This is a genomic window from Anaerococcus lactolyticus S7-1-13 (genome assembly GCF_000758765.1).
Taxonomy (GTDB): Bacteria; Bacillota; Clostridia; order Tissierellales; family Peptoniphilaceae; genus Anaerococcus; species Anaerococcus lactolyticus.
This window is the reverse complement of the sequence record NZ_JRMW01000039.1, coordinates 1-16,768: the sequence shown is the minus strand read 5'-3', so window position 1 is coordinate 16,768 and position 16,768 is coordinate 1. Positions and strand designations below refer to the sequence as shown.

Genomic DNA, 16,768 nt, shown 5'->3' with positions numbered 1-16,768 from the left:
AAAACAACTCCCAACTGAGAGTTGTTTTGCTTTATCACTTATTACTGAAACCTCTTAAGCCCATTGTCAATCAGTCTTTCAACTGCATAGCCCACCCCTGATTGGAGGTTGGACTTGGTGATGAACTTGGCGTGGGCCTTAAGCTCTGGCACTGAATTTGCCATAGCCACAGGGAAACCTGTTTGTTCAAGCATAGGGATGTCGTTTTTTTCGTTGCCTATGGACATGATTTCATCAGCGCTAATCCCTAGCCTTGCTGCCATTTGCCTTACAGCGTGGCCCTTGTTGGCAGTCTTATTCATCACTTCTATCAAAAATGGAGCTGTTTGGACGGCGTAATAATTTTCTGAAACTTCCTTAGGCATATTCGCCAAAACCTGCTTGATACTAGCCCTAGACCCCAAAATCAAAAATCTGCCGAAACGCATATCCTCTGGGAAATCTTTGTAATTAACAGTAGTAAGAGTTAGGCTATTAATAACGGCATCCATCTGGGTATAGATACTTGGATTTTTGTGTCTGGTATAAAAACCAACATCGTCCATAGCAGACACTTGAACATCAAAATCTGCCATAAGCTCATCAAGTCTGATCAAGTCTTCTACTGTTTGGTAGGAGCCAGCGATTGGTTTTTTTGTAGCATTGTCTACTATGTAAGACCCATTTTGGCACACAGAAAAATGGCCTTCTTCCATGAGTCCAAGCCTTTCTATGTATCTTTCCATAGAGTGAAAAGGCCTGCCAGAAGCAAGGGCGATGTGCACGCCAAGGTCCCTCACCCTGTCAATTTCTTTTATATTTTTTTGAGTTAATCTCTTAAGTGGAGTGACCAAGGTCCCATCCACGTCAATAGTAATTAATTTAATCATAATCTTATTATACTATTTATTTCCTTTTCGTCCGAAAAGAGGGAAAAATTTTTTCTACATGGACAAATAAAAAAGGCTTAACTTTAAGCCTTGCCTTTTTTTATACCAAGCCCTTTTGGTCTTTTTTCATAAATTTTAACTTGTTTTTGTCTTCTTCAAGCCTTGCTAAGACTTTGTCTAGATTTCTTAGGCTCTTGGCGACGTCAAATTTTTTGTATCTCATCTTGCTTCTAAGAGCGATGTCATCAATGATACCTGTCACCTTGCCGGCTTCTGCCATCCTGGAAGGCAGCCTCAATGATTTGGCTAGGTTTTCGTCGTAGACTAGGAGGTCTCTTTCTAGGTCTAGCATAGCTTGTTGGACTTTATTTATGAGTGAGTTTAGCTTGTCAGTTCTTTTTTTTCTGATGAAGTCACCTAAAATATTTCCCCTGAGCCAATCTGATGTTGAGTAGGCATATTGGTTGTCCATGTTTTTCATAGCAAGCTTGACCATGGCCCTCACTTGTCTTACCCTTCTTATCATCTTGTTGGTTCTTACTATTCTTAAATCTATATCCACAATTTTATTTTCCATTTTTTCCTCCATAACCTTAGTCTTTATTATTATATACCCATTTTTCAAAATTGACCTTAATTTTATGATTAGTATAGTTTATATATAAATATAGAAATGAGGATTATATGGCAGAAATACTATTTTATAATACACACCTTGCGAAAGACTACGATAAATTTAAGGAAATTTGTAATGAAAATGACGTTGATATAATAGAAGTTGGTCAAGATCATGTAGACCATTATGTTGGCTACCTTTTGGGCCTTGATGGTTTTTCTGAAGAGAAAAAAGCTGGTATCAACGAGAGCATAAATATTGACTTTGACTTTGTTTTATTTTCTAATTTCGACCATGAAAAGATGTTTAAGGTTATGGACGAGCTTAGAAATAGTGGGGCAAGTGTCCAACACAAGGCTGGGACAACACAAAATAATGTGACCTGGTCTTTAAGGGAGCTTTTGATCGAAAATGACAAGGAAGCAAGGACTATGGGCCTTATTAACAAGATTAATATCCAACTAGAGAAGGCCTCAAGCCTTAAGCAAGCATATGGGGAAGATGCCAAAACCAAGGAGCTAATAGAAGAAATCAAGGGATTTTTCCAAGATTCTTCGATATTTTCTATAGACAAGGCCAAGGACTACTACCTAAAACTCATGGACGAGAATATAAGGGTAGAAAATGAAAACAAATAGGAAGTAAGAGTGGTACTAAGGTGCCACTTTTCTTTTTGAAATTTTAATTATTTTCCTAGCCTAAGAGATATAAGCTTATAATAAAGAAGGAAAGGCTTGCAAATTTTTTCTCGAAAATTAATAAGACCTCTTTAAAATAAATACAAAAAAAGGTATAAATATAAATAAAGAACTAAGTTTTTTATTATAAGAGGTGAAAAAATGATTATAGGAATACCAAAAGAATTAAAAGACCAAGAGTCAAGAGTTGCTGCAGTACCAGGTGCTGTTGCCGACCTTGTTAAAAACGGAATAGAAGTGCTTGTTGAAGCGGGGGCGGGTGTAGGCTCTGGCATATCCGATTCTGACTACAAAGAAGCAGGTGCCAAGGTCCTTGATTCTGCGGCTGATGTTTGGGAAAAATCCGACATCATCTATAAGGTCAAAGAGCCTCTCAAAGATGAATATAAATACTTAAGAGAAGGTCTCATCATTTATTGCTACCTCCACTTAGCTGGCAACGAAGAGCTACTTGACGAGCTTTTGAAGAAAAAAGTCACAGCTATTGGTTTTGAGACAGTAATAAAAGATGGTAAACTACCACTTCTTCGCCCAATGTCAGAAATCGCTGGCAGGATGGCAGTCCAAGAGGGAGCAAGATATTTAACCAAGCCTGAAGGTGGTAGGGGGATTCTTCTCCAAGGTGTGCCAGGTGTGAGACCTGCTAATGTTGTAATAGTCGGTGCAGGTACAGTAGGCACAGCTGCGACCCGTATCGCTGTTGGTATGGGAGCTAGGGTTACAGTCCTAGATGTGAATATTGATGCCCTAACAAGCCTTCACAATATTTTCCCAGACAAGATTGAAACCCTCTATTCTAACCCACTAAATATTGACGAAGCGGTAAGTGGGGCAGACCTTGTTATATCCACAGTCCTAATCCCAGGCAGACGTGCACCACAACTTGTAAAGGTAGACACAGTTAAGAAGATGAAGGAAGGAACTGTCGTAGTCGATGTTGCTATCGACCAAGGTGGTTCAACAGACATCACAAAAGATCACGCCACCAGCCACACCCATCCAGTATTCAAAGAATATGGTGTTACCTTCTATGCAGTAGGCAACATCCCAGGAGCAGTCGCAATGACTTCTACCTACGCCTTATCCAATGCCACAACTGTCTATGCTAAGGCGCTTGGTAAGTACGGTTTTAAGGGAGCAATCGAAAAATTCCCAGAGCTTGCGACCGGTATCAACACCCACAAGGGCGAGGTTACAATCGAATCTGTAGCCAAAGATACAGGCCACGAATGTAAGGCTCTTGAAATCTAAAAAAAAAGACTAGCTTTGTTATGATGAAAGTCTTATAAGAAAATAAAAACTACCAGCTAAATAGCCAATTCCCTAGACTGAGGGGTTGATTATCGCTGGTAGTCTTTTTTTATTCAAATATTTCTAAATATTTGCCGTAGCCTTCTTCTTTTAGCTTATCTTTTGGGATAAAACGAAGGGCAGCTCCATTTATGCAATATCTAAGGCCGGTTGCTTCTTTGGGACCATCTGGGAAAACATGGCCGAGGTGGCTATCTGCTTCCTTGCTTCTGACTTCGATTCTTTTTCGCATGAGCCTAAAGTCATCCTTTTCGGTTAAGTCGGTGCCATCAATAGGTTTGGTAAAGGAAGGCCAACCACAGCCGGCATTAAACTTATCTTTTGAAGAAAAAAGTGGCTCGCCAGAGACTATATCAACATAAATCCCATCTTCATAAAAATTGTCATATTCAGATGAAAATGGCATTTCTGTGCCACTTTCTTGGGTCACTTCATATTGGATATCAGTTAAGATTTTTTTCAAATCGTCTTTATTGTATTTACTCATAAAATTTTCCTCCTGTTTTTAATTCTTACCCAAAATTATCTACAAAACCCAAGTCATGGCAATAAAATTCGGTATAATAATAAAAAACCCTAGTAAAGGAGAAGAACATGACAATGACAATACAAAAAAGCGGAAAAACTGGTCCAGACCTCGCTTTTGCAATAAACGCCAAGGTAAAAGAAGCCCAAGCCAAGTTTGGCAAGGCAAATGTAATTAACGCTGTTCTTGGCACCCTAGCCGATGATGAGGGAAATATAATCGCCCTTGATTCCTTCTATAAAAGACTTGAAACCATGGATAGGGGGATTATCGCATCCTACGCCCCAATAGAAGGGGAAAAGACCTTTAGGGATACAGTAATAAACCTACTTTTTGAGGACTATAGGCCAGATGCCTATATCGAAGCTGTATCCACACCGGGGGGCACAGGGGCTATTAGAAATGGGATATTTGCCTATGCTGACATTGGCGATCCCGTTATTTGCCACGATTATTTTTGGCAACCCTACCAAAAGATGTGCAGGGAATTTGACAGAGACTTTAGGACCTATAATTTTTTCACCAAAGATTTTAAATTTGACCTTGCTTCCTACAAAAAATGTCAAGATGAGGCCCTAAAAGACCACGATCGTTTGGTTTCTATAATCAATTCTCCAGGCAATAACCCAACTGGCTATTCGCTTTCCGATGAGGAATGGGATGAGGTTTTGGAAATTTCAAAAGAGGCTGTTGCTAGGGGCAAGAAAGTTACCCTCCTTATAGATGTGGCCTACATAGAATTTGCAGGAGATGGCGAGCAAAAGAAGTTTTTCAAGAAATTTTCAAAGCTTCCAGAAAATCTCATGGTCTTAGTTGCCTTTTCTATGTCCAAGGCCTACACAGCCTACGGTCTAAGAAGTGGGGCTGTGATTGGAATTTCAAGCTATAAGGAAGTCATCGAAGAATTTAAGGATGCCATGGCATCTTCTGCTAGGGTGAACTGGTCAAACGGAGTCCACGCTCCTCAGCTAATCCTAGTTGACCTTGCCAAGGATGAAAACAAGGGAGAATATGACAAGGAACTCGCAGGTCTAAAAGCCATGCTCAGAGAGAGGGCAGATGTCTTTGTAGAGGAAGCTTTTAAGCATAAATTGGATATAATCCCATATTTTGGTGGTTTTTTTGCCTTTGTGCCAACTCCTAGGGCCTTTGAAATCACAGAAAATTTGGAAAAAGAAAACATCTTTACCATCCCATCAGCCAAGGGAATCAGGATTGCCCTTTGCGCCACAAACAAGAAAGATGTAGTGAAATTAGTGGAGAGAATTGCCTTTTACATGGATAAATAGATTCTTATTTCGTCTTACTCTTGAAATAAAAAAACATCTTAGTATATTATAACTAGGAGTTAGCACTCAAACATAATGACTGCTAACGCACCCCAAAGCTATCATTATTTTATTTTCAACAGGAGGAAATAATATGAATTTAAAACCAATCGGAGATAGGATTGTAATAAAAAAAGCTGAAGCAGAAAAAACTACAGCATCTGGAATAGTTCTTCCAGAAAGTGCTCAAGAAAAGCCACAATACGCAGAAGTAGTTGCTATAAGCACTGATATAGAAAATGACGAAAAGAAAAAAGGTTCGCTAAAAGTTGGCGATAAGGTTATTTATTCTCAATACGCTGGCACAGATGTAAAACTTGATGGTGAAAAATTTATCGTAGTTAAGTACAACGACATCTTGGCAGTAGTAGAAGGTTAAGGAGGAAAAAATGGCAAAAGATATTAAATTCGGTACAGACGCTAGAGAAGGTCTCGAAAGAGGTATAGATAAACTTGCAAACGCAGTAAGGGTTACCCTAGGACCAAAGGGTAGAAATGTAGTTCTTGACAAGGCTTATGGTGCACCAACTATCACAAACGACGGTGTGACAATTGCAAATGACATCGAGCTAGAAGACAGGTTTGAAAATATGGGAGCTCAACTTGTAAAAGAAGTAGCAACCAAAACTAATGACGTAGCAGGAGACGGCACAACAACAGCAACAGTCCTTGCCTACTCAATCATCAAAGAAGGTCTTAAGAACCTTGCAGCAGGCGCTAACCCAATCGTTTTAAACAAGGGTCTAAAAAAAGCTACTGACATAGTAGTTGACTATATCAAGGAAAACTCAAAAGAAGTTGAAGACAAACAAGCAATTGAGAATGTAGGATCAATTTCTTCCCAAGACCACGCCATTGGTAAGCTAATCGCTGATGCTATGGAAAAGGTAGGAAATGACGGAGTTATCACTGTTGAAGAATCAAAAACAACAGGCACCTACCTTGACCTTGTAGAAGGTATGCAATTTGACAGGGGCTACCTATCACCTTACATGGCAACAGACAATGAAAAGATGATAGCAGAACTTGCAGACCCATACATCCTTTTAACAGACAAAAAGATATCAAACATCCAGGAAGTCCTTCCACTCCTTGAACAAATCGTTCAAGAATCAAGACCACTTCTAATCATTGCTGATGATGTAGACGGCGAAGCCCTCACAACCCTTATCCTAAACAAATTAAGGGGCACCTTCAACGTAGTAGCAGTAAAAGCACCAGGCTATGGTGACAGAAGAAAGGCCATGCTTGAAGATATAGCCATCCTAACAGGTGGTAAGGTAATAAGTGAAGATTTAGGCATGGACCTAAAAGAAGCCACAATCGACATGCTAGGATCTGCTAAGAAAGTAAAAGTAGACAAAGACAACACAACAATCGTAGAAGGCAAAGGCGACAAGGAAGCCCTTGCTGAAAGAGTAGAAAACATCAGAAACCAAGTAGCCAAAGAAGAAAGCGAATACGAAAAAGAAAAACTTCAAGAAAGACTAGCCAAACTTGCAGGTGGTGTAGCAGTAATAAACGTAGGTGCAGCCACAGAAACAGAAATGCAAGAGAAAAAATACAGAATTGAAGATGCCCTATCAGCAACCAGAGCAGCTGTAGAAGAAGGTATAGTCGCAGGTGGTGGAGTAGTCCTAATAGGAGCAATCGAAAAGGTAGAAGACCTTAGAGAAAAATTGATAGGCGATGAAAAAACAGGTGCCCTAATCATAGAAAAAGCCCTAGAAGCACCACTAAGACAAATAGTAGAAAACGCAGGCCTAGACGGATCTGTAATAGTAGAAAAAGTTAAAAACTCTGGCAAAGAAGAAGGCTACGACGCCTACGAAAACAAATTCGTAAATATGTTTGAAGCAGGAATCGTAGAACCAACCAAGGTAACCAGATCAGCCCTCCAAAATGCAGTAAGCGTAGCAGGCATGATCCTAACAACAGAAGCCGCAGTAGCAGACATCCCAAAAGCAGAACCAGCAATGCCAACCCCACAAATGCCAATGTATTAAACAAGGCCGTCCGCCTCGTTGAGGACCCTCCACGGAGTGGTCGAGCGAAGCGAGAAGGACTCGAAGTAATAAAGAAAAAACCAGGAAATTTGACTCCTGGTTTTTTTTGTGCAAAATTATCTTATTATATTAAATGCAATAATAAAAAGGGTATAATAAATATGTTATCATCGCTCTCATTAGCATGGGAGGAGGTGAGATCATGCGGAGAGTAATTGACTTCATTCTTGACGTTGCGGTACAAGTACTTGGTAACTACTTGTACAAATGGTTAAGCGACAAGATAAATGATGATAATTAACCAAAAAAAAGACGAGGCCGAACCCTCGTCTTTTTTGGTAATCCATGCTTAGTAATTGACTTCATGGTATAAGCATTATACCCACTATTTATGGATTTTCAACATTAGTACATTTTTAACTTTACTTATATTTTTCCCTTGCAAATGGCTAGAAACTAGCCCGTCCAGCTAGGGGAGGACCCATTTTACCCTAGCGGCCGAGAGCGACGGAGCAGTTCGCAGCGAAGCGAGAAAGCTAATTAAAGATGATAACTAGCACACAAAAAGACGAGCCCTAAGCTCGTCTTTTTAGTTGGTAACACCATGCAGTTACTTGACATCATGGTTACTATCAATATATCCACTATTTGTGGATTTTCAATATTTTTAACTTTACTTATATTTTTCTCTTGCAAATGTCGATAGACAGCAAAATTAGCGATGATAATTAGCATATAAAAAAGACGAGCGTGCTGGCTCGTCTTTTTTTGGTTATTCCATGCATCATAATAGAACTCATGGTTACTATTAATATACCCACTTTCTGTGGATTTTCAACATTAGTAATTCCTACTTATATTTTTCCCTATTAGCCTTCAAAACTTTTTCGGAATGTTTTAGTCTTGCTAGTTCTTCTTCATTTAGTTTAAGCTCGATTGCCTTTTCCATGCCGTCTTTGCCTAGGACACATGGGGTGGATAGGTAGATATCATCAAGACCGTACATGCCTTCCATAAGGGTGGCTACAAGGATGACTTTTTTTCTGTCGTTGACTATGGCGTCAATTATGGAGCAGACTGTGTTTCCTATCCCACACTGGGTGTGGCCCTTGCCGTCTATTACCCTCCAAGCCCTTTCTCTTACGAGGTTTTCCACGTCATCTCTTGAAAAGCTTGCTGGGTTTTGTTTTAGATATTCCTCAAAGGTTAGGTTGTTGATAAAGATGTTTGACCAGGCAACAAATTGGCTTTCACCATGTTCACCAAGTACAACTCCCCTCACATCTGCTGGGTCAATTTCTAAAAGCTTGCATAAGGTGGTATTAAGCCTTGTAGTATCAAGGGCAGTACCAGATCCGATGACCCTTTCTTTTGGAAAACCACTTGCCCTGTAGACCAAGTCTGCCATGAGGTCGCAAGGATTGCCCACAACTATAAAGATGCCCTTAAAGCCTGCTTTTACAATTTCCTTAACATAGGCTTCTGTGGCGTCTTTGAACATCTCGTATTCTTCAAGTCTGTCACGCACGCCATCAAGACTGCCTGTGGCTGTGACTATTATGTCCCTGTCTGCCATGTCCTTGTAGGATCCCCAGCTCATTTTTACATAGTGTGGGTAAAAGCTTGACGCATCCTCAATATCCATGGCTTGGGCCTTGGCCCTTTCTTCGATAATATCATTGTATTTTATGTCAGAAGCTATGCCCATTCTTGCGGCTGTGTAGCCAACTGCAAAACCAACAGCTCCTGCACCGATTATTCCTAATTTCATATTTTCACCTCAAAAATATTATAACTCAGAAATGAAAAATTCCTAATAAACTCCCCTCATAAAAAGATTCTATAAAAAAATTCGCGAGCTTCTTTACAAATCGTTTTATCTGTTATATAATATATATAACGAATAGGACAAAGGAGGACTTATGTTTTTAGAAATTGATTTTAAATCTGACTTGCCAATCTATGAGCAAATCAGAAGGGGAATTATAATCGGCCTCGCCAATGGCCAAATAAATCCAGGTGACAAACTACCTTCTGTGAGGGAGATGGCGGAAAACATCGGAATCAACCTCCACACTGTCAACAAGGCCTACAAGCTTTTGGAAGCCGATGGGGTTCTTACTATGGATCGCAGGTACGGCAGCCTCATTAGCGAGGAAAAAAACGCCATGAAGGACTTTGACACAGACAAAATTTCTGGCGAACTAGACTACTTGCTTGCTATTTGCAAGCTAAAGGGTCTAAAGAAGGAAGACTTTATAGATCGTATCAATAAAAAATGGGAGAATAAAAATGACTGAAGCAAGATTTATCGCAATAAATTATACATTTGTCCTTATACTGGTTGGTATAATTCAGGTCTTTGTTCAGACTTTTTCTAAAAAAGGCTACACACTTGGAGTATCAGTCCCAAAAGATGTGAAAGAGACAGAAACCATGAAGCAAATTTTAATAGATTATAAGATAATGGCCATAACAATGACCATTTTCCTAGGTCTTGGCCAATATTTTTTGTCTTATGTCACAAAATCAGTGGGATTTTTGACACTTTTCTTTTTTATAAGTCTAGGTCTTCTTTCCCTACCACTTATTATTTATAACAAGAATTTAAAAAACATGACCAAGGGACTTAGCCAAGATAAGAGGAAAATCATCGTTATCGACAACAATGAAGGCAAGGCAGACTTAAGGAAAATAATGGCCATATTCTACGGAGCATCCCTTTTACTAATAATATTGGTAAGCCTATTTTTGTTTATAAATTACGATAAAATTGGAAGTCAAATCATTATGCAGACTGATTTTGAGGGCAAGGTCACAAGGATGGGTGATAAAACCTACCTTAATGTCTTTTATCCAAGTCTCATAAGCCTTGCTAGCCTTGCCATGTTTTATTTTATAAACCTCATGGTTATCAAGGTTAGACCAAGAATTTCAAAGGAAAATCCAGAAAAATCTTTGGCGAATAATAGAAAAGCCAAGAAGATTTGGACCTATTACATAGGCATAAATGCCTTTGTCATGACCTTACTTTTTGAAGTCGGAGTTAATTTCCTAGCCCTAAAAAATACTAACCTTCCTTTATATATCCTAACCATTATTACAATCATATTGTCAATCGGAGGCGTGATTTACCTTGGCATCAAGGTAGGCACTGACGGTTCAAGACTTGATAAGATGGAAGATTTTTCCTTTGAGGAAGATGACAAGTATTGGATTTTGGGAGCTGGTTTTTATAATAATCCCGATGACCCAGCAATTTTTGTGCCAAAAAGAATTGGAGTTGGCTATACAATAAATATCGGAAGACCCACAGGTAAAGTTATTATGATTCTTACAGCCCTTATAATAATATTTTCTATAGTTTCTATGTTTATTTTTAACTAGACAAGCTCCCTTCAATAGCAAGGGAGTTTTTGTTTGAAATTTTGGAAACTCCTTACAATTTGATATTATTTTTGGCCTTTCTATGTTATAATTAGACTATGAAAAGGATTTTATAAAGAGAGGAATATTTATGGACGTTTACGAAATAGCACTCAAAAAACACGAACAATGGCAGGGCAAGGTCGCCACAGAAGTGAAGGCGAAGGTCGAAAATGCGGAAGACTTAACCTACGCCTACACACCTGGTGTGGCAGAGCCTTGTAGGAAAATCCACGAAGACGAGAAGAAGGCCTATGTCTACACCTCAAAGGCCAACACAATCGCAGTTGTCTCTGACGGATCAGCTGTCCTTGGTCTTGGCAATATCGGGCCAAAAGCTGGCTTGCCAGTTATGGAAGGTAAGGCTGTGCTTTTCAAAGAATTTGGGGATGTAAATGCAGTGCCAATTGTCCTTGATACCCAAGATGCTGACGAAATTATCGAGACTGTTAAAAATATTGCCCCTACTTTCGGAGGTATAAATCTCGAGGATATTTCATCACCAAGGTGCGTTTATATAGAAAATAAACTCAAGGAAATCCTTGATATTCCAGTCTTCCACGACGACCAACATGGCACAGCCATAGTGACAGTGGCAGCTTTGATAAATGCCCTAAAAATCGTAAATAAAAATGTCGCAGACATCAAGGTTTTGATTTCAGGTGCAGGTGCAGCAGGCTATTCTATTACTAAACTCCTTTTGGATTTGGGAGTGAAAAATATAATCGCTTGTGACTCCAAAGGCACAATCAATAAGACCCACCTAGCAGGCTCAAACCCAGTCAAGGCTGAGCTTGCAAAGATAACCAACAAAGACAACCTCGTTGGAAGCCTCAAGGAAGCCATCAAGGGTTGTGATGTCTTTATCGGAGTGTCTGCCCCAGGTGTAATTGATGAAAATGACATCAAAAACATGGCGGCTGACCCAATTGTCTTTGCCATGGCAAACCCAGTCCCTGAAATCGACCCAGCCCTTGCCAAAGAGGCAGGAGCCAAGGTTGTAGCCACAGGCAGGTCAGATTATCCAAACCAAATCAACAACGTCCTAGCCTTCCCGGGCATCTTTAGGGGTGCTCTTGATGCTCACGCCAAGGAAATCACAGACTCCATGAAACTTGCCGCAGCCAAGGCCCTAGCAGGTCTTGTAAGCGAGGAAAAATTATCAGCTGATTATGTAATTCCGGGAGCCTTTGAAGAAGGCGTGGCAGAAGCCGTAGCCAAGGCAGTCAAGGCTGAAATCAAATAGGTTATAAAAACTAACAAGGAGAATATGCTAGGAAAATCTCCACCCACCCCAAGCTATCCCACATCGCCTTTCGACGACTGAACCTACGCGCCGTTTCGACGACCGAAGGGAGGAGAAACCTCATAAACGCGAGAACAACTTCGCCCTTGCGACGACCAAAGGGAGGAGAAACCTCATAAATGCGAGAACAACTTCGCCCTTGCGACAACTAAAGGGAGGAGAAACCCCATAAACAAGAGCCCTCTAAATTTCCACACCCAAAACCCAAACCTTATCACGCCACCACCTCAGCCGGGGTGGTTTTTTACATGCCTTAACAATTGAATCCCCACCTATATTCTAGTAAAATAATAGGAGTTTGAGAGAAGAAAAAGAAAGTGGTAATGATGAAAAAAGATATAAAATTAATAGCATTTGATATAGACGGGACCATAATCACCAAAGACGGCAGGGTCCTAGAAGAAACAAAAAAAATAATAACCGACCTTAAGGCAAGAGGCATCAAGATAGTCCTCTGCACAGGCAGGAATTTCAATGGATTTTATTGGATAAGAGAAGGTCTGGGCCTTATGGACTTTGATGATTATTCAATTACCTGCACAGGTGCCTTTGTCAGACAAAACGCCACAGGCAAGGCCATCATCAAAAAGACCCTCAGCCCAGAAGATGTAGAGAAAATCGCATCCAAACTTGACAATGACAAGATTGACCTCACCATCCACACCAGGGACATCCTCTACAACAATGCCAAAACCCCAAATAAACACTTCCGCTATGACCAGGCCCTCATGAAGATGCCTTGGCTCAGGTACGAAACCCTAGCCGACATCCATGACGACCTCGCCAGAGTGAGCTTTGACAGCGATTTTGACACCCTAAATGACTTTGAAGACCGACACAAGGAAGACTTCAAAGACTCCTACAAGTACATGAGAAATGAAAAAACCATAATAGAAATTTTGAATAAATCGGCAGGCAAGTCCGAGACCCTATCGGAGCTGGCAGACCTATTCGGCATAAAAATGGAAGAAATCATGTACTTCGGCGATGGTGCCAACGACCTAAAATCCATCAAGGCTGTAGGAGTGGGTGTAGCTATGGGCAATGCGAGGACTATGACCAAGGAAGCTGCTGATTATATCATAGGATCCAATGACGAGCCATCAATCGCAAATTTTTTGAAAGACTACTTTAATGACTAAGTTTGTAGTTTTATCATCAGGATCTTCCGGCAACTCTGTTTTTATAGACCATGATGGCACCAAAATCTTGGTAGACGCCGGCTTTTCTGGCAGGCAAATCGAAAGGCTCCTCGAAAGTGTAGGCGAATCTGCAACTAAGCTTGACGGTATATTTTTAACCCACGAACACGCTGACCACGCCAAGGGAGCAGCAGTCCTCGCCAAGAGATTTAAAATTCCGCTCTTTGCCAACAGGGGCACTTGGAAGGCCATCCTTCCAACAACAAAAAATTTTAGCGAAGAGCTCATAGGAGAATTCAAATCCAACGAGTTTTTAAATTTCAAATCAATGGATATCTATCCCATCTCAACCTACCATGATGCTAATGAGCCGGTAGGTTTTGTGCTTTACTTGGGCAATAAGAAAATCACCCTCCTCACAGACACAGGCATGATAGACGACAAAATTGCCTACCAAATCCAAGGCTCTGACATCTACTACCTAGAGGCCAACCACGACCTCGAAGCCCTAAAAATGGGTCCCTATCCCTACAACCTAAAACTCAGAGTCATGGGCAAGATGGGCCACTTGTCAAATGATCAGGCAGCAGAAATCTTAGGCGACGCCCTCGAAGGCAGGGGAGAATCGGTCTTCCTATCCCATTTATCCACCACCAACAACACCGAGGCCCTCTCCTTAATTACAGTTGAGACCTACCTAAAAAGCTTGGGACTTGACACAGACAAGGACATCAAACTCGAAGTATCCAAAAGATATGAACCATCAAGGAAAGTAATACTATGACAGACATAAAAGAAATCGAAAAATCCCTCATAAAAAAATACAGGAAAGAAATCTGGTCGCCCTTCATCAAGGCCATCAAAGAATTTAAGTTAATTGAAGAAGGCGATAGGGTAGGAGTCGCCATATCTGGAGGCAAAGATTCACTAATCCTAGCCAAACTCATAGAAGAGCTCCACAAACATGGACCGGTAGACTTTGATGTCGAATACCTCTCAATGAATCCGGGCTATGATGAGGAAAACCTAGAGCTCCTAAAGAAAAACCTAGCCTACCTACAAATCCCAGGCAAAATCTACGACTCAAGAGTCTTTGACATATCAGAAACACTTGCCGATGGGGGCAATCCTTGCTACCTCTGTGCGAGGATGAGAAGAGGCTTTCTCTATGCCAAGGCAAAAGAACTCGGCTGCAATAAACTAGCCCTAGGCCACCACCTAAACGACGTCATCGAAACCATCATGATAAACGTCCTCTACGCCGGCAACTACAAAACCATGAAGCCAAAACTCACTGCCCAAAACTTTGACGACATGCTCCTCATAAGACCCCTCTACTATCTGAGAGAAGAAGACATCATCAGGTGGAGAGACTTCGCAGAGCTAAAGGCGCTAGACTGTGCCTGCACAGTCACCAAATCAAGCGAATCCCACACCAGAAAAAAAGTCAAAGACCTCATAGCAGACCTAAAAAAAGGCAACCCAAATGTTGAAATGTCAATACTACGCAGCTCGGAAAATGTCAACTGCGACATGGTCCTAGCCTATCAAATAAAAGGTGAACACCACACATTCATGGAGGAATTTTAATGATAATCAACCTAATCAAAGTCCTAATCCTATCCCTAGTAGAAGGCATCACAGAATTTTTGCCAGTCTCATCCACCGGCCACCTCATCCTAGTCAACCAATTTGTAAAACTCGAACCAGAAGGCTTCTCCAACGCCTTCAACGTCATCATCCAGCTAGGAGCCATCCTATCAGTAGTAGTCATCTACTTTGAAAAACTAAACCCTTGGGCAAAATCCAAACAAGAACTCCCAAAGAAATACAAAGACCTAAACGCCCAATCCAAAGCCTACTACCTAGCCACCCATCCAGACAAAACCACCATCAACTTGTGGCTAAAAGTCATAGTAGGCGTCCTCCCAGCCATGGTCCTAGGCCTCCTCTTCGATGACCTAATCGACGCCTACCTCTTTAACCCAACCACAGTAGCAGCCATGCTCCTACTTTGGGGTATCATCATAATTTTCATCGAAAAGAAAAACAAAACCATCAAATACGACAGCCTAAAAGACGTACCCTACACCACAATCATAATGATAGGCCTCTTCCAATGCCTAGCCATGGTCCCAGGCACATCAAGGTCTGCCGCCACCATCATAGGAGCCATGATCCTAGGCCTAAGTAGACCCGCCGCAGCAGAATTCTCCTTCTTCCTAGCCATCCCAACCATGCTAGGAGCAACCCTACTAAAACTAATAAAAAACCTAGGAGACTTCACCGGAACAGAATGGACACTAATCCTACTAGGCATGATCCTATCATTCATAGTAGCCTTCATAGTAATCAAACAATTCCTAGCCTACGTAAAAAAACACGATTTTATACCCTTCGGGATCTATAGAATAATATTAGCAGTAGTTGTGTTTGTTTATTTTTTACTAATAAATAGATAATATCATTTTTTTAATTTCGTCCGAGACGAAATGGTAGTAAAAACTTTTAAATAAAAGTTTTTACGGTTTTCAAAATTTCTCAAGGTGCAAAGCACCGCAGCAGAAATTTTTGAAAAACCTTATGTAATTTTTTACAAGCGATGCGACGAATAGGAGCATTGATTGTAAAAAGATTACGTTCCTTAGCCTTTCAATCCGAGATTGAATATCAACCTATATATAATTATTTTGATTTTTAAAAGTATTATTCCACTTACAGTTGAATCTTCGTTTAAAGGGGGAAACCCTAGGGAACGTTTCGTCGCTCTCGGCCGCTAGGGCAGGCTGTTCCCTCATCTGTTTCCCCCTTACACCCCCGGCAAGCCCGTCGGCTCGTGGAGACTTACACCCTCCGGGCGACCGAAAACCCGTTTGCTTCGCAAACTTCTCCGTGCTCCCGCACTACGTTTTCGGCATAAAAGCCCCAAATCAAGGGGCTTTTATGTCCTCTCGGGGGATATTGTGTTTGCCTTCGGCAAACTATTAATATAGAGGTTCATTCGTTCAAGTTGGACTATTTTCTAACTTTTTTGACATTCAGTTGGCTAAAATTTGATAACTCGCTATCGATCAAACAATCAACGCTCTCGGCCGCTAAGGCAAGTCTTATACGCCGACTTCATTTACAAAAATTTTTGGTCTTGTATTTTTTTTAACTCTTCGTATATTCATATCTTTAAGTCATGAGATTCCTCGTCACGATGTTCCTCGGAATGGTGCTGTGGGAGTTAGGAGACCTCGTCCCCTCGCTTCGACCGAAGTGGAGAAGCCCCTTGCCATGTATATAAAATAATTATCGTATAGAAGTCTAGTCACACTAGAATCAAAAAAAATAACTCTCATCTAGCAATGTTTGGCGAAAGCCAAACGAGCCTTGCAACACTGAAACTTCGAGACCATTTCTCCCATTTATCGAGCAAAGATTTCTAATCAAGAAGCCCGTTAAGAAAATCGCTTGTCTGAGCGAAGCGAGTTTGCGATTTTTAGGGCTTCGCAGATTAGAGATCAGTTAGAATATACAACAGCTAATACAAGGTAA

General features: G+C 40.8%; 16 protein-coding genes. 12 read left to right on the top strand and 4 right to left on the bottom strand.

What is annotated here, in order from left to right; genetic code table 11:
• Positions 1–41 precede the first annotated feature (41 nt).
• Positions 42–869: a Cof-type HAD-IIB family hydrolase gene (locus tag HMPREF1630_RS07145; RefSeq protein WP_004827802.1), complete on the bottom strand. Its 828-nt coding sequence runs from the start codon at positions 867–869 to the stop codon at positions 42–44.
• A gap of 100 nt (positions 870–969) precedes the next feature.
• A complete protein-coding gene (locus HMPREF1630_RS07140; RefSeq protein WP_037328409.1) occupies positions 970–1,446 on the bottom strand; it encodes a hypothetical protein in 477 nt (158 codons plus the stop codon).
• Between the two features lie 107 nt (positions 1,447–1,553).
• Here HMPREF1630_RS07140 and HMPREF1630_RS07135 point away from each other — a divergent pair, with 107 nt between their 5' ends.
• Both HMPREF1630_RS07135 and ald read left to right on the top strand, forming a co-directional pair.
• Positions 1,554–2,123, top strand: a complete 570-nt coding sequence (locus HMPREF1630_RS07135) for a DUF3783 domain-containing protein (protein ID WP_037328408.1) — start codon at positions 1,554–1,556, stop codon at positions 2,121–2,123.
• A 201-nt stretch (positions 2,124–2,324) separates the two neighbouring features.
• Complete coding sequence (ald, locus tag HMPREF1630_RS07130; RefSeq protein WP_037328406.1) at positions 2,325–3,434, top strand: alanine dehydrogenase; 1,110 nt, start codon at positions 2,325–2,327, stop codon at positions 3,432–3,434.
• Between the two features lie 109 nt (positions 3,435–3,543).
• Here ald and msrB read toward each other — a convergent pair whose 3' ends face one another.
• Complete coding sequence (msrB, locus tag HMPREF1630_RS07125) at positions 3,544–3,981, bottom strand: peptide-methionine (R)-S-oxide reductase MsrB (protein WP_037328404.1); 438 nt, start codon at positions 3,979–3,981, stop codon at positions 3,544–3,546.
• Positions 3,982–4,088: 107 nt separating this feature from the next.
• On the opposite strand from msrB, the gene HMPREF1630_RS07120 reads away from it, so the two are divergent.
• The 3 genes from HMPREF1630_RS07120 to groL all read left to right on the top strand — a co-directional run bounded on the left by HMPREF1630_RS07120 (position 4,089) and on the right by groL (position 7,354).
• Positions 4,089–5,309: a pyridoxal phosphate-dependent aminotransferase gene (locus HMPREF1630_RS07120; protein WP_037328403.1), complete on the top strand. Its 1,221-nt coding sequence runs from the start codon at positions 4,089–4,091 to the stop codon at positions 5,307–5,309.
• 133 nt (positions 5,310–5,442) lie between these two features.
• On the top strand, positions 5,443–5,727 hold the full coding sequence (locus HMPREF1630_RS07115) for a co-chaperone GroES (protein WP_004827814.1): 285 nt from the start codon (positions 5,443–5,445) through the stop codon (positions 5,725–5,727).
• 10 nt (positions 5,728–5,737) lie between these two features.
• Positions 5,738–7,354: a chaperonin GroEL gene (gene groL / locus HMPREF1630_RS07110; protein ID WP_037328401.1), complete on the top strand. Its 1,617-nt coding sequence runs from the start codon at positions 5,738–5,740 to the stop codon at positions 7,352–7,354.
• Between the two features lie 850 nt (positions 7,355–8,204).
• Here groL and HMPREF1630_RS07105 read toward each other — a convergent pair.
• Positions 8,205–9,125 carry a lactate/malate family dehydrogenase gene (locus tag HMPREF1630_RS07105; protein WP_037328399.1) on the bottom strand — a complete coding sequence of 307 codons (921 nt, stop codon included), beginning with the start codon at positions 9,123–9,125 and terminating at the stop codon, positions 8,205–8,207.
• Positions 9,126–9,276: 151 nt separating this feature from the next.
• Here HMPREF1630_RS07105 and HMPREF1630_RS07100 point away from each other — a divergent pair, with 151 nt between their 5' ends.
• The 7 genes from HMPREF1630_RS07100 to HMPREF1630_RS07070 all read left to right on the top strand — a co-directional run bounded on the left by HMPREF1630_RS07100 (position 9,277) and on the right by HMPREF1630_RS07070 (position 15,690).
• A complete protein-coding gene (locus tag HMPREF1630_RS07100; protein ID WP_037328397.1) occupies positions 9,277–9,654 on the top strand; it encodes a GntR family transcriptional regulator in 378 nt (125 codons plus the stop codon).
• The gene (locus HMPREF1630_RS07095) at positions 9,647–10,741 is read left to right on the top strand and encodes a DUF5808 domain-containing protein (RefSeq protein WP_037328395.1); all 1,095 of its coding nucleotides are present in this window, start codon (positions 9,647–9,649) and stop codon (positions 10,739–10,741) included. Before HMPREF1630_RS07100 ends, HMPREF1630_RS07095 begins: the two co-directional genes overlap by 8 nt.
• A gap of 130 nt (positions 10,742–10,871) precedes the next feature.
• Positions 10,872–12,026: an NAD(P)-dependent malic enzyme gene (locus HMPREF1630_RS07090; protein ID WP_037328393.1), complete on the top strand. Its 1,155-nt coding sequence runs from the start codon at positions 10,872–10,874 to the stop codon at positions 12,024–12,026.
• Positions 12,027–12,412: 386 nt separating this feature from the next.
• Positions 12,413–13,228, top strand: a complete 816-nt coding sequence (locus HMPREF1630_RS07085) for a Cof-type HAD-IIB family hydrolase (protein ID WP_037328392.1) — start codon at positions 12,413–12,415, stop codon at positions 13,226–13,228.
• On the top strand, positions 13,221–14,012 hold the full coding sequence (locus tag HMPREF1630_RS07080) for an MBL fold metallo-hydrolase (RefSeq protein ID WP_037328390.1): 792 nt from the start codon (positions 13,221–13,223) through the stop codon (positions 14,010–14,012). Before HMPREF1630_RS07085 ends, HMPREF1630_RS07080 begins: the two co-directional genes overlap by 8 nt.
• Entirely contained in the window at positions 14,009–14,818 is an 810-nt protein-coding gene (locus tag HMPREF1630_RS07075) for a tRNA 2-thiocytidine biosynthesis TtcA family protein (RefSeq protein ID WP_037328387.1), read from the top strand. Before HMPREF1630_RS07080 ends, HMPREF1630_RS07075 begins: the two co-directional genes overlap by 4 nt.
• Complete coding sequence (locus HMPREF1630_RS07070; protein ID WP_037328385.1) at positions 14,818–15,690, top strand: undecaprenyl-diphosphate phosphatase; 873 nt, start codon at positions 14,818–14,820, stop codon at positions 15,688–15,690. The genes HMPREF1630_RS07075 and HMPREF1630_RS07070 overlap by 1 nt, the downstream gene beginning before the upstream one ends.
• Positions 15,691–16,768 lie beyond the last annotated feature (1,078 nt).

What these genes read in the sequence shown, in the direction of transcription:
- HMPREF1630_RS07145 (WP_004827802.1), bottom strand. Translation starts at nt 869, where the DNA reads ATGATTAAATTAATTACTATTGACGTGGATGGGACCTTGGTCACTCCA.
- HMPREF1630_RS07140 (WP_037328409.1), bottom strand. Translation starts at nt 1,446, where the DNA reads ATGGAAAATAAAATTGTGGATATAGATTTAAGAATAGTAAGAACCAAC.
- HMPREF1630_RS07135 (WP_037328408.1), top strand. Translation starts at nt 1,554, where the DNA reads ATGGCAGAAATACTATTTTATAATACACACCTTGCGAAAGACTACGAT.
- ald (WP_037328406.1), top strand. Translation starts at nt 2,325, where the DNA reads ATGATTATAGGAATACCAAAAGAATTAAAAGACCAAGAGTCAAGAGTT.
- msrB (WP_037328404.1), bottom strand. Translation starts at nt 3,981, where the DNA reads ATGAGTAAATACAATAAAGACGATTTGAAAAAAATCTTAACTGATATC.
- HMPREF1630_RS07120 (WP_037328403.1), top strand. Translation starts at nt 4,089, where the DNA reads ATGACAATGACAATACAAAAAAGCGGAAAAACTGGTCCAGACCTCGCT.
- HMPREF1630_RS07115 (WP_004827814.1), top strand. Translation starts at nt 5,443, where the DNA reads ATGAATTTAAAACCAATCGGAGATAGGATTGTAATAAAAAAAGCTGAA.
- groL (WP_037328401.1), top strand. Translation starts at nt 5,738, where the DNA reads ATGGCAAAAGATATTAAATTCGGTACAGACGCTAGAGAAGGTCTCGAA.
- HMPREF1630_RS07105 (WP_037328399.1), bottom strand. Translation starts at nt 9,125, where the DNA reads ATGAAATTAGGAATAATCGGTGCAGGAGCTGTTGGTTTTGCAGTTGGC.
- HMPREF1630_RS07100 (WP_037328397.1), top strand. Translation starts at nt 9,277, where the DNA reads ATGTTTTTAGAAATTGATTTTAAATCTGACTTGCCAATCTATGAGCAA.
- HMPREF1630_RS07095 (WP_037328395.1), top strand. Translation starts at nt 9,647, where the DNA reads ATGACTGAAGCAAGATTTATCGCAATAAATTATACATTTGTCCTTATA.
- HMPREF1630_RS07090 (WP_037328393.1), top strand. Translation starts at nt 10,872, where the DNA reads ATGGACGTTTACGAAATAGCACTCAAAAAACACGAACAATGGCAGGGC.
- HMPREF1630_RS07085 (WP_037328392.1), top strand. Translation starts at nt 12,413, where the DNA reads ATGAAAAAAGATATAAAATTAATAGCATTTGATATAGACGGGACCATA.
- HMPREF1630_RS07080 (WP_037328390.1), top strand. Translation starts at nt 13,221, where the DNA reads ATGACTAAGTTTGTAGTTTTATCATCAGGATCTTCCGGCAACTCTGTT.
- HMPREF1630_RS07075 (WP_037328387.1), top strand. Translation starts at nt 14,009, where the DNA reads ATGACAGACATAAAAGAAATCGAAAAATCCCTCATAAAAAAATACAGG.
- HMPREF1630_RS07070 (WP_037328385.1), top strand. Translation starts at nt 14,818, where the DNA reads ATGATAATCAACCTAATCAAAGTCCTAATCCTATCCCTAGTAGAAGGC.